The organism is Actinoallomurus sp. CA-150999, from assembly GCF_050942425.1.
Classification (GTDB): domain Bacteria; phylum Actinomycetota; class Actinomycetes; order Streptosporangiales; family Streptosporangiaceae; genus Actinoallomurus.
In genome coordinates, this window is record NZ_CP192063.1 from 577,530 (window position 1) to 591,681 (window position 14,152).

11 protein-coding genes are annotated in these 14,152 nt (G+C 71.0%); 9 read left to right on the plus strand and 2 right to left on the minus strand.

Going from position 1 to position 14,152, the window contains the following annotated elements:
- The first annotated feature begins 82 nt into the window (after nt 1-82).
- Both ACQP2O_RS02890 and ACQP2O_RS02895 read left to right on the plus strand, forming a co-directional pair.
- Nucleotides 83-2,029 carry a WD40 repeat domain-containing serine/threonine protein kinase gene (locus ACQP2O_RS02890; RefSeq protein ID WP_433190914.1) on the plus strand — a complete coding sequence of 649 codons (1,947 nt, stop codon included), beginning with the start codon at nt 83-85 and terminating at the stop codon, nt 2,027-2,029.
- Complete coding sequence (locus ACQP2O_RS02895; RefSeq protein ID WP_433179638.1) at nt 2,026-4,092, plus strand: protein kinase domain-containing protein; 2,067 nt, start codon at nt 2,026-2,028, stop codon at nt 4,090-4,092. The genes ACQP2O_RS02890 and ACQP2O_RS02895 overlap by 4 nt, the downstream gene beginning before the upstream one ends.
- A gap of 16 nt (nt 4,093-4,108) precedes the next feature.
- Here ACQP2O_RS02895 and ACQP2O_RS02900 read toward each other — a convergent pair whose 3' ends face one another.
- Nucleotides 4,109-5,593, minus strand: coding sequence for a flavin-containing monooxygenase (locus tag ACQP2O_RS02900; protein ID WP_433179639.1), 1,485 nt, complete (start codon nt 5,591-5,593; stop codon nt 4,109-4,111).
- 100 nt (nt 5,594-5,693) lie between these two features.
- Between ACQP2O_RS02900 and ACQP2O_RS02905 the strand changes: the two genes are divergently transcribed.
- From ACQP2O_RS02905 to ACQP2O_RS02920, 4 genes are all read left to right on the plus strand, one after another.
- Nucleotides 5,694-6,323, plus strand: coding sequence for a TetR/AcrR family transcriptional regulator (locus ACQP2O_RS02905; protein WP_433179640.1), 630 nt, complete (start codon nt 5,694-5,696; stop codon nt 6,321-6,323).
- Between the two features lie 133 nt (nt 6,324-6,456).
- On the plus strand, nt 6,457-8,295 hold the full coding sequence (locus ACQP2O_RS02910; protein ID WP_433179641.1) for a hydroxysqualene dehydroxylase: 1,839 nt from the start codon (nt 6,457-6,459) through the stop codon (nt 8,293-8,295).
- Between the two features lie 484 nt (nt 8,296-8,779).
- A complete protein-coding gene (locus ACQP2O_RS02915) occupies nt 8,780-9,640 on the plus strand; it encodes a hypothetical protein (protein WP_433179642.1) in 861 nt (286 codons plus the stop codon).
- Between the two features lie 86 nt (nt 9,641-9,726).
- Nucleotides 9,727-10,137 (plus strand): cupin domain-containing protein, encoded by a 411-nt coding sequence (locus ACQP2O_RS02920; protein WP_433179643.1) that lies wholly within the window; start codon nt 9,727-9,729, stop codon nt 10,135-10,137.
- A gap of 22 nt (nt 10,138-10,159) precedes the next feature.
- Here the strand turns inward: ACQP2O_RS02920 and ACQP2O_RS02925 are convergent, their stop codons facing one another.
- Nucleotides 10,160-10,891 (minus strand): TetR/AcrR family transcriptional regulator, encoded by a 732-nt coding sequence (locus ACQP2O_RS02925; RefSeq protein ID WP_433179644.1) that lies wholly within the window; start codon nt 10,889-10,891, stop codon nt 10,160-10,162.
- Between the two features lie 72 nt (nt 10,892-10,963).
- On the opposite strand from ACQP2O_RS02925, the gene ACQP2O_RS02930 reads away from it, so the two are divergent.
- From ACQP2O_RS02930 to ACQP2O_RS02940, 3 genes are all read left to right on the plus strand, one after another.
- Nucleotides 10,964-12,547, plus strand: a complete 1,584-nt coding sequence (locus ACQP2O_RS02930; RefSeq protein ID WP_433179645.1) for an FAD-dependent monooxygenase — start codon at nt 10,964-10,966, stop codon at nt 12,545-12,547.
- Between the two features lie 60 nt (nt 12,548-12,607).
- Nucleotides 12,608-13,123, plus strand: a complete 516-nt coding sequence (locus ACQP2O_RS02935) for an EF-hand domain-containing protein (protein WP_433179646.1) — start codon at nt 12,608-12,610, stop codon at nt 13,121-13,123.
- 132 nt (nt 13,124-13,255) lie between these two features.
- Nucleotides 13,256-14,140: a class I SAM-dependent methyltransferase gene (locus ACQP2O_RS02940; RefSeq protein ID WP_433179647.1), complete on the plus strand. Its 885-nt coding sequence runs from the start codon at nt 13,256-13,258 to the stop codon at nt 14,138-14,140.
- Nucleotides 14,141-14,152: the final 12 nt, after the last annotated feature.

Here is a 14,152-nt window from a genome sequence, read left to right on the forward strand (position 1 = left end):
TCATGTTTGTTTGTAGGCTCTGGGCTACGCAACGAACGCGGAGGTCGTTCTGAAGCCACTCGAGCCCGCTGACCCCCTCCAGATCGGCCCGTATCGCACGGTCGCTGAGCTGGGCAGCGGCGGCATGGGGCGAGTGCTGCTGGGCGGATCCCCTGATGGCCGACTCGTCGCGATCAAGCAGATCCGGCCGGAGTTCGCCCGCGACGGCGGGTTCCGGGCACGGTTCCGGCGAGAGGTCGCGGCATCCCGCAAGGTGTCCGGGGCGTACACGGCCGCGGTGGTGGACGCGGACACCGAGGCGCCGACGCCGTGGCTGGCGTCGGTGTTCGTTCCCGGTCCGTCGCCCCGCGACGTGACGAAGCAGGCCGCGCTCGATCTGGAGGCACTCCGGCGGCTGGCCGCGGGGCTGGCCGCCGCCCTGGTCGCCATCCATGGGACCGGACTGATCCACCGCGACCTGAAGCCGTCGAACGTGCTGCTGGCCGCGGACGGGCCGCGTGTGATCGACTTCGGCATCGCCCGCGCGACCGAAGTCGAGGGGGACGACACCCGCACCGGGTGGCTGGTCGGCTCGCCGTCGTTCATGTCGCCGGAACAGGCCCAGCTTCGCTCACTGACCCCGGCCACCGACGTGTTCTCGCTCGGCTCCGTCCTGGCCAGTGCGTGCACAGGCGCGAGCCCGTTCGTCGGCGCCGCCACCCCGCAGACGTTGTACAGAGTGGTGCATCACGAGCCGGACCTCAGCATGATCCCGCCGGAGCTGCGGGGCCTGATCGCATCGTGCCTGGCCAAGGATCCGGCCGCACGCCCCACACCGGCGCAGCTGCTCTCGGCGATCGGCAACGTCCCCGCCTCCACCCGGGCCTGGCCGGACGCGGTGCACCGCCTCATCGAGGCCCAGCAGGCCGAGGTGGACCGAGCCCTCGGCGCGCCGCGTGTCCCGAAACCGGTCACTCTGCGGCTCTCCCGCCGGTCCTTGCTCTTCGCCGGCGGCGCGTTGGCCGGCGCCGGGGCCCTCACCGGCACCACGGCGTGGGCACTGGGCGGCGGCGGCTCGAAATCGCCAAAAGCGAAGATCGCGACGGCGCCGGCGAAGCCCCCGGTCATCCTGACCGGGCACCTCGGGCCGCTGACCAGGGTCGCCTTCAGCCCCGACGGCCACACGCTCGCCACCGCGAGCAACGACGGCACCGTACGGCTGTGGAGCGTGAGTTCGCACCAGCTGATCGGCCGGCCGTTGGTCGTCTCCACCGATTCGACCTCGGGGAAGAGCGTGGACGGACTGGCCTTCAGTCCGGACGGCCGCCTCCTGGTGACCGGAGGAGGCGACGGCGCGGCCCGGCTGTGGGACGTGGCCGGCCGGCGGAAGGTCGGCGAGACCTCGGAGCGCGCGTTTCCGATCAGCGATGTGGCGTTCAGCCCGGACGGTCGCCTGCTGGCCACCGCGGGAGGCGGCTCGGACCTCACGGATCAATCGGTCGCGCTGCTGTGGAACAGCCCTGGCCTGGACCGGAACGGGGCCCCGATCAGGAGCAGCAACGTTCTGGGATTCCGGCGGGTGGTGTTCAGCCCGAACGGGGGAACGCTGGTCACCGCCAACTGGCCCACGAAGACGCAGATCCAGTTCTGGGCGGTGAACGATCGGCACCAGATCGGGCAGCCGATCGCCATCGGGGAGTACTCCGTAAGCGACATCGCCTTCAGCCCGGACGGCCGGGTCGTGGCCTCGTGCGGCCAGGACAACGCGGTGCGGCTCTGGGACGCCGCGACCCACCAGCCGATCGGCCAGCCGCTCGTCGGCCACACCAGCTCCATCGAGGCCGTGGCGTTCAGCCCGGACGGCCGCACCCTCGCCAGCGGCGGCGACGACCAGACCACCCGGCTGTGGGACGTGGCCACCCGCAAGCAGATCGGACAGCCGCTCATCGGCCCCACCAAAGGGGTGACCAGCGTGGTCTTCAGCCCTGACGGTCGCACGCTCGCCGCCGGAAGCAGCGACCAGGCCGCATGGCTGTGGAGCATGGCATGACGACGCTCGTGCTGCCGACCCGGATCGGCCGGTACCGGGTGCTCACCGAACTCGGCGGCGGCAGCACCGGCCGCACCGTGCTCGGCGCCGCGCCGGACGGCCGGTTGGTCGCGATCAAACAACCGTGGCCGGAGTTGACCGCCGAGCCGACGTTCCGGATCCGGTTCCGGCAGGCGATCGAGACCGCCCGGCGGCTTCCCGTCGCACACACGGCGGCCGTGGTCGACGCCGACCCGCAGGCCGACCCTCCGTGGCTGGCGACCGAGTTCATCCCCGGCCCGCCGTTGGACGCGGTCGTCGGCGAGATCGGCCCTCTGCCCGAGGAAATGGTGCGGCGGCTGGCCGCAGGGCTGGCCACCGCCCTCGCCGCCATGCATCACGTCGGGATCACGCACGGCGACCTCGGTCCGGCGAACGTGCTTCTCGCGCCCGACGGGCTCCGGCTGGTCGACGCCGCCGTGGCCCGCGCCACCGACGTCGTGGGCGGAACCGAACTGAGCCGGACCGAGTGGCTGGACGCGGCATCGGCGTTCATGTCGCCCGAACAGGCCGCGGGTCACGCGCTCACACCGGCGAGCGACGTGTTCCAGCTCGGCGCGGTGCTCGCCTTCGCCTGTTCCGGCGTCGGCCCGTTCCCCGCGCCGAACGCGGTCGAGACGATCCATCGGATCCTGAACGGTGGGCCGGAGCTCGGCACGGTTCCGGGTCGCCTGCGGCCGATCATCGGAGACTGCCTGGCGCGGCATCCGGGTGCCCGGCCGACGGCGCAACAGGTGGTGCACGCCATCGGGCCGGTACCCGCGTCCATCCGGCCATGGCCGGACTCGGTGTACGTCATGGTCGACCGGCAGCAGGCCGAGATCGCCGGACTGGTTCGACCGGCCGGACCCGACCTGCCCACCATCGCGGGGCCGACCCGCGCCGATCTCGGCGAAGGCGGTGTGGCCAGAGTCGTTCGGGCATTCGGGGGCCGAGCGCGGCGGCGCGTCGTCCTCGCCGCAGCGGCCGGAGCGGTCGCGGTGGCGATGGCGACCGGGCTCGTCGTGTGGGGGCCGTGGCGGGCGGCGCCCACGCGGCCGAAACCGGCGGCGGCCCCGGCCGTCCCAGGGTGGATGCTGAGCGGGCACACCGACCGGCTGAATACGGTGGTGTTCAGCCCGGACGGCCGTACGGTGGCGTCGGCGAGCGACGACAAGACCGTACGGTTGTGGGACGTCACCAGCCGGCAGCAGGCCGGGGGCCCGCTCACCACGCCGGACAAGGTGATCGGTGCGGCGTTCACCGCGGACGGGCGGACACTGGTGAGCGTCGCGAACAACGGCGCCGCCCAGATCTGGGACGTCGCCGGTCGACGGCAGACCGACGAACTGCACATTCCGGTGGACAAGCTCGCCATGATGGGCCACACGATCAGCTCCGGCGACCACATGGCGCTCAGCCCGGACGGGCGCACCCTCGCCGTCAGCGCCGAGTCCGTGGTCGCGCTGATCGACCTGCCTGGGCGCAAACTGACCGGTGCCTTCGACACGACGACCGGCGGGGTCGAGGCGCTCACGTTCAGCCCGGACGGTAGGACACTGGCCACCGGCACCACCGGAACCAAGGACAACCTGCAGACCGGCAACTCCGAAGGCGTCGTCCAACTGTGGGACGTGGCCACCCGCCATCAGGCCGGATCTCCGCTCGGAGGCTTCACCTCCTGGGTGGAGGCGGTCGCGTTCAGTCCCGACGGCCGGATGCTGGCCACGTCGAGCGACCGGGATCTCCGGTTGTGGAACGTCGCAACCGAACAGCAGGCCAGCGCGCCACTCGGTGTCGGGGCGTTCGGGTTGGCGTTCAGCCCGGACGGCCGGACGCTGGCCTCCGCCGGGAACGACGAGGCGGTGCGGTTGTGGAGTGTCGCGGCGGGCCGGCAGACCGGGCGGCCGTTGGAGATCAAGGATCACGTGATCCACTCGGTGGCGTTCAGTCCGGATGGGCGCTATCTGGCCGCCGGAGGGATTCTCGCGATCGGATCCACCGGGCCGAAGGGGATCGTCGGCCTGTGGCGGATCCGGCGCTGACCTCCCGCGCTCGGCGTCAGCGCTGGAGGTGGTAGTCGGACGGCGCGAGTCGGCGGGTGCGCAGCCGGTAGCCGGTCATGAACCCGGGCCAGTTGTTGGTGTTGCGGCGGTCGGTGTCCAGATACCAGCTGTCGCAGCCGCCCTGGTTCCACACCGAGGTGCTCAGCCGCCGCTGGGTCGCGGTGTCGAACCGGTCCAGGACGTCCTCCCGGACGTCGAGGCTGCGGACGCCGGATGCGAGCAGCCGCGCGGCCTGGACGATGTAGGACGCCTGGCTCTCCAGCATGTGGACGATGGAGCCGGAGCCGACGTTGGTGTTGGGCCCGTACATCAGGAAGAAGTTGGGGAAGCCGGGCACGGCCATGCCGAGGTAGGCGCGCGCGCCGTCCTTCCAGGCGGCGCCCAGTTCGATGCCGTGGGCGCCGACGACGCGCATCGGGGCGACGAAGTCCTGGGAGCGGAAACCGGTGGCCCAGATGATGGTGTCGACCGGGTGGTGGTCGCTGTCGGCGGTACGGACGCCGTCCCGGGTGATCTGGGTGATGGGGCTGTCGACGACGTCGACGTTGGGCCGGTTGAGGGCTTCGTAGTAGTCGCCTGAGGTGAGGATGCGCTTGCACCCGGGTTCGTGGGGAGGCGTGAGACGGGCGCGCAGGCGCGGGTCGCGCACGCCGCGCAGCGCCAGACGGCACAGGGCGCGCACCGGGAGGGAAAGGACGCGGCGTCCGTGCGACGAGACCAGGGTCGGGTTGAGCACGAGTTCGAACCACAGGAAGACGCCCAGGCGCGACAGGCGCTGGACGGCGGGCACCCGGCGGTTGAGGGAGCGCCGCCAGCGGGGGTAGACGCGGTCGGGCTTGGGACTGATCCAGTGGGTCCCGTGCTGGAAGACCGTCAGCGACGCGGCGGCGGGGGCGATGCGCGGGACGAACTGGATCGCGCTGGCGCCGTTGCCGACGACCGCGACGTGTGCGTCCCGGAAGTCGTGCCGGTGGTCCCAGCGGGCGGAGTGGAAGGCGGTGCCGGCGAAGTCGCCGCGTCCGGGCAGCTCGGGGATCGCGGGGTTGCCGAGTTGTCCGCAGGCGGCCACGAGCAGGTCGTGGTGGTGCGTCTCGCCTCCTGCGGTGTGCAGCCGCCACCGGCCGGAGGCGGTGTCGAACTCGGCGTCGGTGATCGAGGTGCGGAACCGGAAGTGCCCGCTCAGCCCGTACTCGGCGGCGCAGTGCCGCAGGTAGTCCAGGATCTCGGGCTGCTCGGCGAACCGGCGCGTCCAGTCGGGCTTGGGCTCGAAGGAGTAGCTGTAGAGATGGGACGGGGCGTCACAGGCGGCCCCGGGATAGGTGTTGTCGCGCCAGACACCGCCCAGGTCGTCGGCCCGGTCGTAGATGGTGAGGTCGGTGAAACCGGCCCGCTTCAGCGCGATGGCCAGGCCGATGCCGCTGAATCCGCTGCCGACGATGGCGATCGACGGCCGGCTGCGGCCGGTGTTGCTGCTCACCATGCGCGGCTCCCTGCGGTGGGGTGAGATGGGTGGTGGAGCGCGGTCATTGCCGACATCTATGTCGGTTAGAGTGAAGGACCCGACGGAGGGAGTCAAGACGATGGGGGAAACTCCGCCCAAGACGCGGATGCGCGCCCCGGCACGTCGGGCGGTCATCACCGCTGCCGCGCTGAAGGTCTTCGCCGGCAAGGGCTACCACGGCACCTCTTTGGGTGAGATCGCCGCCGCGGCCGGGGTGGCGCGCACCGTGTTGTACGACCACTTCCCTTCCAAGCGGGTGCTGCTGCTGGCGGTGATGCAGGAGCAGAACGCCGCGCTGGTGGAGTACGTCGGCTCGCGCATCACCGGCTCGGGCCCGGCCGAGGAGCGGATGCGCTCGACGATCGACGCCTACTTCGGCTTCGCGCAGACCCGCCCTGAGGCCCGCCGCCTGCTGTTCGACCGCACCGACGAGGACGATCCGGAGATCCGCACCGTCCGGCAGGGCATCCGCGAATCGCGCACGCAGGCGGTGACCGCGCTGCTGGCGGGCGACATGCGTTCGGTCGGCGTCGACCCGTACGAGCCGGTCGCCGAGGCGATGGTCGAGCTGCTCATCACCGGCCTGGACGGGGTGGCGCAGTGGTGGGAACGCCACCCCGACATGCCGAGATCGACGTTGGTGGAAGGCGCGATGCGGCTGCTGTGGACGGGCCTGGGCCACGCGCCGCCTGCCGCTACGGACGGCTAGCCGCGTCCGGCCGCAATCGGCCGAATGAGATTCGAGACGCCGTGGGGCTTGACGCCCTGCGGCGTCCTGCTCATAGTGGGGACCCTCTAACCGACATCAGTGTCGGTTATTTCCTTCCGGTCGAGGAGCAGTCGTGGACGACCAGACCCCGTCGAAGAACCGTCCGTCCGACAGCACACACGGCATCAACCGCCGGGCTTTCGTCACCGGAGCCGCCGCGGCAGGGGCGGTGGCCGCCGCCGGAATCCTCGGCTCCGGTCAGCCCGCGTCGGCCACCCCGATCGCGCGACGCGCACCGCGCACCCGCCGTGCGGCGGAGGCCGGACGCCGCGTGGCGGTGTTCGGCGGCGGGATGGGCGGCCTGACCGTCGCGCACGAGCTCGCGGAACGCGGCTTCCAGGTCACCGTCTACGAACGCAAGGCGTGGGGCGGTAAGTGCCGCAGCATCCCCGTCCCCGGCACCGGCAGCGGCGGACGCCAGGACCTGCCCGGCGAGCACGGCTTCCGTTTCTTCCCCGGCTTCTACCAGAACCTGCCCGACACCATGAGCCGCATCCCGCTGCCCGGCGGCGGAAGCACCTTCGACAACCTGGTCGCGGGCAAGGAGGTCGCCGCCTACTACAACGGCACCAAGTTCACCCTGCCCGCCGCCGGCAGCATCCAGGGCACCCTGAGCCCCGACTCGCTGCTGGCGTTCCTGAAGACCGCCGTGTCGGTCGTCGGGACCGTCCCGGCGTGGGAGGTGGCGTACTTCCTGCAGAAGATGATCGCGTTCGTCACCAGCGGCCCGCTCCGTCGCTACCGGCAGTGGGAGAACATGAACTTCTCCGAGTTCGTCCACTCGGAGAAGATGTCCAAGCAGTACCAGGAACTCCTGGTGCAGATGTTCACCGGCACCCTGGTGGCCGCCAAACCCGACAAGGCCAACGCCCACACCATGGGACTGATGGCCGAGGCGTGGGTCTACAGCACCCTCGGCCTGGGCGGTTACAAGCAGCCCGACCGCCTGCTGAACGCCCCCACCAACGACGCGCTCATCGACCCGTGGATGACCCACCTGCGATCCCTCGGCGTGACCTTCCAGCAGGGCGCCACCCTCACCGGCCTCACCGTCACGGACAAGCAGGTCAGCGGCGCCCAGGTCAGCGGCCCCGCGGGCACGGACACCGTGCAGGCCGACCACTACGTGCTGGCCATGCCGATCGAACGCGCCGTCCCGCTCCTGGGCGACGACATCCTGGCCGCCGACCCGTCGCTGAAGTCACTGCGCAACCTGACCACCGACTGGATGAACGGCATCATGATCTACTTGCGGCAGCCGGTCGACCTGGCCAACGGCCACGTCGCCTACGCCGGGCAGCCCTGGTCGCTGACCTCCATCAGCCAGGCCCAGTTCTGGAAGAACAAGTTCGGCACCACGTACGGCGACGGCACCGTCAACGAGTGCCTGTCGATCGACCTGTCGGCCTGGGACCGCCCCGGCGTCCTGTACGGCAAGGCCGCCCGCGACTGCACCTCCGACCAGATCTTCCACGAGGTCGTCGAGCAACTGCGCCGGTCCATCCCCCTGGGGCCGGTGCTGCTGAACGACCTCAACCTGCACTCCTACTTCATCGATCCGGCCATCACCGGCAACGGCACCCCGCAGGTCGCCGACGACGAGCCCCTGCTCATCAACACCCCCGGCTCCTGGAACTCCCGCCCCGAGGCCACCACCGCCCTGCCCAACCTGTTCCTGGCCGCCGACTACGTCCGCGCCGACATCAACCTGGCCACCATGGAAGGCGCCAACACCGCCGCGCGCAAGGCCGCCAACGCCATCCTGGAAGCCTCCGGCGCCGGCGGCACCCCCGCCAAGATCTTCGACCTGTACCTGCCCACCGAGTTCCAGGGCTTCTACGATGACGATGACCGCCGCTTCAACGCGGGCCAGCCCAACGCCTTCGACCTGTGGGATCCCGCCAAACCCTGAGCCCCTTCAGCCCCGGGCGACCACTCACCGCGGTTGAACGGCACAATGATCCTCCTCGTGAGAAACGGTCACCGAGGAAGGATCATGCATGAAGTGCCCGGCATGCGAGATCGACGTGCCCTCAGGCCTGTCCGCCTGCACACGGTGCGGCGCAGCGCTCCCACCGGCGGAGGAGCGCTCCGGCTCACAACCGCCTTTCGCCGGCGACTCGGCGATGAACCCGCGAACCGAGCCATTGCCGGCCCAGGTCTGGGACGCGGGGGCGGAGACTCCTGAGAGTGTACGGCCCGAGGGTCCCGCAGTCGGCGGCACCGGCGAGGCCGATCCCGGTAATGCCACGCAACGCCTGGACGTCCCGGCGGCCGGCCCCGTGCCACCCGACCATCGCCCGGTCGGTTGGAATCCCGGTCCGCCGGGGCCCGGTGCGATGCCGTACGCACAGGATGCCGCCGGCCAGGCTTTCGGCCCTCCGGGGACGGACCCGATGCCGTACGCGCCCGACGCCGCCGGCCAAGGGTTCGGCTCTCCGGGACCTGGCGCGATGCCGTACGCGGCCGACCAGGGTTTCGGCTCCCCGATGCCATACGCGTCCGACCCTGCCGGCCAGGGTTTCGGTTCCCCGATGCCGTACGCGCCTGAGGCCGCCGGCCAGGGTTACGGCCCTCCGGGGCCCGGGGCGATGCCGCCGCCCGGATATCCGGGCGGCTGGGACCAGGCCGTTCCGCCGGTCGCCGGGGAAACCGCGGCGCCCACGTCGGGTGGCGGCATGGGACGGAATCGGATGCTGCTGCTCGGGGGAGGAGTCGCGGTCGCGGTCGTGCTCGTCGGAGGTCTGGCCGTCGCCCTGACACGGGGATCGGCGGACAAGACGCAGACTCCGCAGCAGAAGCCGGGTGCCGGCGGCGCCGCGCAGCAGGCCGCCGCCGTCGACCAGGTCCTCAAGTCCGGTCAGGTGGCCCGTGGGCATCTGCCGTCCCGCCTTCGGACGTGCGATGACGTGTCCGCGGGCGTCGCCGGTTTCCAGCAGGTCGTCCGGGATCGGCAGCAGGAGCTCTCCCAGGCGAAAGGGCTCAAGGTCGACCGGCTGCCCAGCGGACCGCGGCTCCGTCAGTCGATGATCGGCGCGTACCAGAGCTCCCTCAAGGCCGATCGGGCGTACCTGGCGTGGGCGCAGGGGGTGCGCACACGAAGTTGCGGCGCCAAGGTCGCCCCGCTGACGGCGGCGTACAAGAACGCCATCGCCGCCAACGACAAGGCGGGTCCCGCCAAGCGCCAGGTGGTCGCCTTGTGGAAACCGATCGCCGGCACCCACTCCCTGCCCACCTACGCGTGGAACCGCCTCTGATCGATCTCAACTCCGTCCGGGAGGCCGTCACAAACGGGGAGGTCGTCTGGTCCTTACTGTCGACAGTCCCTGTTTGGAGGAAACGCATGAGCGCTGAGCTCGCACACCTGCCCCCAGGCGTCGAGGTGATCACGACCCTGCCGGAGGCGGCGGCCCGGATCCCGGCGGGCGCCGAGGCCAGGACCATCCGGATCACCCTGTCGCCCGGTGACCCCGGCGCGCCCCCGCACCGGCACCCCGGGCCGATCTTCGGCTACGTGACCCAGGGCGAGATCCTCTTCGAGCTGGAGGGGCAGCCGCCCCGGGTGATCAAGGCCGGTGACGCCCTGTTCGAGCCCGGGGGCGATGTGATCCATCTCCAGGGCGCCAACAACCTTCCGGACGCGCAGTCGCAGATGGTGGTGACCATGTTCGCGCCGCCGGGTACCCCGATTCTGACCGTGGTCGGCGCGGAGGAGCTGGCCGAACGACGGCACCTGCGGGTCACCCGGCCGTGATGATCGGCCGCCGCCAGGGCGGCTAGGCGCGATTACCGAGTCCGCCCATGATCAGGTTGAGGGTGAACTCGAAGCGATCCAGGGCGGTGCCGGCCGTCAGTTCGGCCGCGTAGCGCTTGGTGTTGGGGAAGGCACCGGGCAACGCGGCGAATCGGCGTAGCAATTCGTCGCGGCTGACGGCCCACCCCTCCTGGTCGGCATGCCTGTCGAGCAGGGAGGTCTCGAGGCAGAAGGCGTTGACATAGAGGGTCAGGACGTCGACCGTCCATGCGGCCGTCTGCGGGTCGACGCCCCCCGCCAGCACGATGCCGAGCATGCCCTCGCTCACGCGCAGGGTTTCCAGGTTCGTTGGGACCCCGGCGAGCGCTGCCAGGGAGATGCCGGGGTAGCGCAGGTACTGATCACGCATCTGTGCGCAGACGCTGATGATCTGCTCACGCCAGGCGCTCGGATTCGGTTCGGGAAGCTCGATCGCGGCGCAGAGCCGTCCGATCAGGAGGTCGTCCAGGTCCTCCTTGTTGACGACGTGGGCGTAGAGCGACGCAGGGCCCGTTTCGAGGGCGCCGGCCACTCGTCGCATCGTCAGGGCGCCGTATCCCTCGCGCTCGACGATGCCGAGCGCGGTCTCGACGATGGCGTCGACGGTGATGGGCCTCTTGCGCCCCGCCGACGGTCCGCGACGGGTCGCGTCGGTGTCGCCGGCCAGGAGTTGCTGGTGCCGCGCTGCGCGCCGTCGCTGAGGAGGCGATGCCATGCGACAAGTCTAGATGAGGTACGAGCGTAGTTCTGGTTGACACGAACAGTGTTCCTAAATAGAACAGTGTTCGTGTCTACTGCCGGAGAGAAGCAGATGTCCGTGAAGACCTCGCTGACCACCATGAACTACGACGTGCTCGTGGCAGGTGCCGGGCCGGTCGGCCTGATGCTCGCGACCGAACTGCAGGTGGCGGGGGCCCGGGTGCTCGTCGTCGAACGGCGGACCGAGCTCGACACCGCGCTCAAGGCGGGCGGGATCAACACCGCCTCCGCCGAGGCCCTCGAACGGCGCGGCCTGCTCCCCGCGTTGAAGGCGGTGGAGGGGCCGCTGCCGTTTCAGGAGGAGCGGAGGCGGCCACCTTTCGCCGGGCACTTCGGTGGGATTCAGGTGCCGGCGGACCCCGTCGACGAGGAAGATCCGAGCCTGCGCGGTCGTGGCCCGACTTGGTACGTGCAGGTCCCGCAGGTCGAGGTGGAGCGGATCCTCGGTGAGCGCGCGGCGGAGCTCGGCGTCGAGGTTCGGCGCGGCGTCGAGGTGTGTGGATTCGACGCGGATGAGGCCGGCGTCACCGTGCACCTCCAAGGCCGGGACGACGTGCGCGTGGCGTGGCTCGTCGGCTGCGACGGAGGCCGCAGTCTGGTCCGGCGCCTGGCGGGCTTCGAGTTCCCCGGCACGGACCCCGAGATCACGGTCCGCCAGGCGGTGGCCACCGTGGAGGGGGCGGAGCGTCTGGGGCGAGGCTGGCAGCACACCCCCACCGGCGTCTACGTCTACGGGCCGATGCCGGGCCGTGTACGCACGGTCGAGCTGGACGGCCCTCCGGCGGACCGGGAGACACCGGTCACCGCGGCCGAGATGGAGGCCAGCCTGCGGCGCGTCAGCGGCGTCGACGTCCGCGTCACCGAGGTCGTCAGCGGCACGCGCTTCACGGACCACGCGCGGCAGGCGACGACCTATCGGCGCGGTCGCGTGCTCCTCTGCGGGGACGCCGCCCACGTGCACTCGCCCTTCAGCGGCCAGGGCCTGAACCTCGGGCTCGGCGATGCCGTCAACCTGGGCTGGAAGCTCGCCGCCACCGTGCGAGGGTGGGCGCCCGAGGGCCTGCTCGACACCTACACCGGCGAACGGCACCCGATCGGCGCCTGGGTGCTCGACTGGACGCGCGCGCAGGTGGCCGTGATGCGCGGCGACGCCTACAGCCGTGCCCTCAGAAGTGTGGTCACCGACTTCCTCGGCACACGGGACGGGGCGACCTACTACGTGAAGCGGATCTCAGGTCTGTGGCAGCGCTACGACCTGGGGGACGGCCATCCGCTGGTCGGCGCGACAATGCCCGACCTCCGGCTGGAGGACGGCACGCGGCTCGCCGACCACGCCCATGAGGGCCGGGCCCTGCTCGTCGATCTCGCCGGGGACGACCGGCTGGCGGCCCTGGCCAAGCCGTACGCCGGGCGTCTGGAACTGGTCCGAGGCGGTTCGGACGGCACCGGGGTGAGCGGCCTGCTGGTGCGTCCCGACGGCTTCGTGGCGTGGGCGTCGGACGACGGCGCCAGTGACCCCACCGGCCTGGAAGCCGCCCTGACGCGCTGGTTGGGGGACGACACGAGTCTGGGGACCCATATGGATGCGCCAATCCGAATGACGCTTGATTGATCACGATATGTAGTTATAGTACTACTGTCTGCATCACACTCCTCGCTGGAGGTTCCCCCGATGGATGCACGTCTGGACCGAATCAAGGCCGCGTTCGACGCCCTCGACACGAACTCCAACGGCTACCTGGAGGCGGAGGACTTCGACGGGCTCGGGCGCCGGATCAGCGAGGCGCTGGACGCGGCGGAGAGCTCACCCAAGGCTCAAGCGCTCCGCGCGAGCTGCCGGCGCTACTGGCAGGGCCTGGTCGACACCCTCGACCGGAACCATGACGGGAAGCTGAGCCCGGATGAATACGCCCGGTTCCACGAACCGCACGGGTACGAGGACAACGTCCGGCCCTACGCGGAGGCGCTGACCGCGATCTGCGATCGCGATGACGACGGCTTCGTCCAGCACGCCGACCTCGTACGGGGGCTGGGGGCGGTGGGCTTCCCCGTCGCGAACATCGAGGCTCTCTCCCGGGCGCTCGACCCGCAGGGCACCGGCCAGGTCTCCAGGACCGAGTGGCTGACCGCCATCGAGGACTTCTTCCTCGCCAGGGGCAGCCACGCCGTCAGCGACACCCTGGTCTGACAGGCGTCCCGGCAGCCGATGTCGATGCCGGTGCCCCACACCGGCATCGACGCGACGCGTGTTCCGTCTTATCTGACCGCCGCCGCACGGTTCGAGGACCGACCGTGCGGTGGGGCCTGGAGAGGAGAGCCCATGGCCGGCGACACCGGCGTGGAAGAAGGCGTCGGACGGACCGCCCTCATGGTCGCCGCGGCGCGGGCGATCGAGACCCACCGCCGCGACGCCCTGGCACGGGACGTCTATGCCGAGCACTTCGTACGCGCGGCACGGGCGTCCGCGGCCTGGCCGGTGCGCCTCCAGCAGGTTCCGGACGGCGACGCCGATCCGTTCTGGGGCCGGTTCGCGCGCTACTTCGGCCTGCGGACCAGGGTCCTCGACGACTTCCTCCTGCGGCAGGTGCGCGCGGGCACTCGACAGGTGGTCCTCCTCGGGGCGGGCCTGGACACGCGGGCGTACCGGCTCGACTGGCCGCCCGGCTGCACGATCTTTGAGATCGACCAGGAGGACGTCCTCGCGTTCAAGAACGGCGTGCTCGACGGGCTGGGTGCCGTGCCGACGGCCGAGCGCATCACGATCGGCGGCGATCTGCGCCTCGAATGGGCCGGGGAGCTGACCGGCGCCGGCTTCGACCCGGCCGCACCGACCGCCTGGCTCGCCGAGGGGCTGCTGCTCTACCTTCCCCACGCCGCCGAACGCGCCCTCATCGAGGCGGTGGACGGGCTGAGCGCGGTGGGGAGCGCCCTGGCCTACGAGGTCAAGCTCGGTACGGAGTCGGCGGCCGTCCGCGAAAGCCCGATCTACTCGGCGGCCAGGCGACGGATCGGCGTCGACCTTCTCGTCCTGTTCGGCGGGGAGCCGAGGCCCGACTCCGCCGGGGACCTGGCGGCCCGGGGCTGGTCCACGTCGGTCCACACCGCGTTCGAATTCACCCGCCGGCACGGGCGCGGCCCACACCCCGAGCCCGAGCGGCCCGACGCACTGGCCGCCAACCGGTGGGTGTTCGCAACCAAGCCCTGACCGTGACCCGGC

Bases quoted from the DNA above. Each gene is read 5' to 3' on its own strand.
- ACQP2O_RS02940 (WP_433179647.1), top strand. From the start codon at position 13,256: ATGGCCGGCGACACCGGCGTGGAAGAAGGCGTCGGACGGACCGCCCTC.
- ACQP2O_RS02915 (WP_433179642.1), top strand. From the start codon at position 8,780: ATGCCGTACGCGCCCGACGCCGCCGGCCAAGGGTTCGGCTCTCCGGGA.
- ACQP2O_RS02935 (WP_433179646.1), top strand. From the start codon at position 12,608: ATGGATGCACGTCTGGACCGAATCAAGGCCGCGTTCGACGCCCTCGAC.
- ACQP2O_RS02900 (WP_433179639.1), bottom strand. From the start codon at position 5,593: ATGGTGAGCAGCAACACCGGCCGCAGCCGGCCGTCGATCGCCATCGTC.
- ACQP2O_RS02895 (WP_433179638.1), top strand. From the start codon at position 2,026: ATGACGACGCTCGTGCTGCCGACCCGGATCGGCCGGTACCGGGTGCTC.
- ACQP2O_RS02920 (WP_433179643.1), top strand. From the start codon at position 9,727: ATGAGCGCTGAGCTCGCACACCTGCCCCCAGGCGTCGAGGTGATCACG.
- ACQP2O_RS02925 (WP_433179644.1), bottom strand. From the start codon at position 10,891: ATGGCATCGCCTCCTCAGCGACGGCGCGCAGCGCGGCACCAGCAACTC.
- ACQP2O_RS02905 (WP_433179640.1), top strand. From the start codon at position 5,694: ATGGGGGAAACTCCGCCCAAGACGCGGATGCGCGCCCCGGCACGTCGG.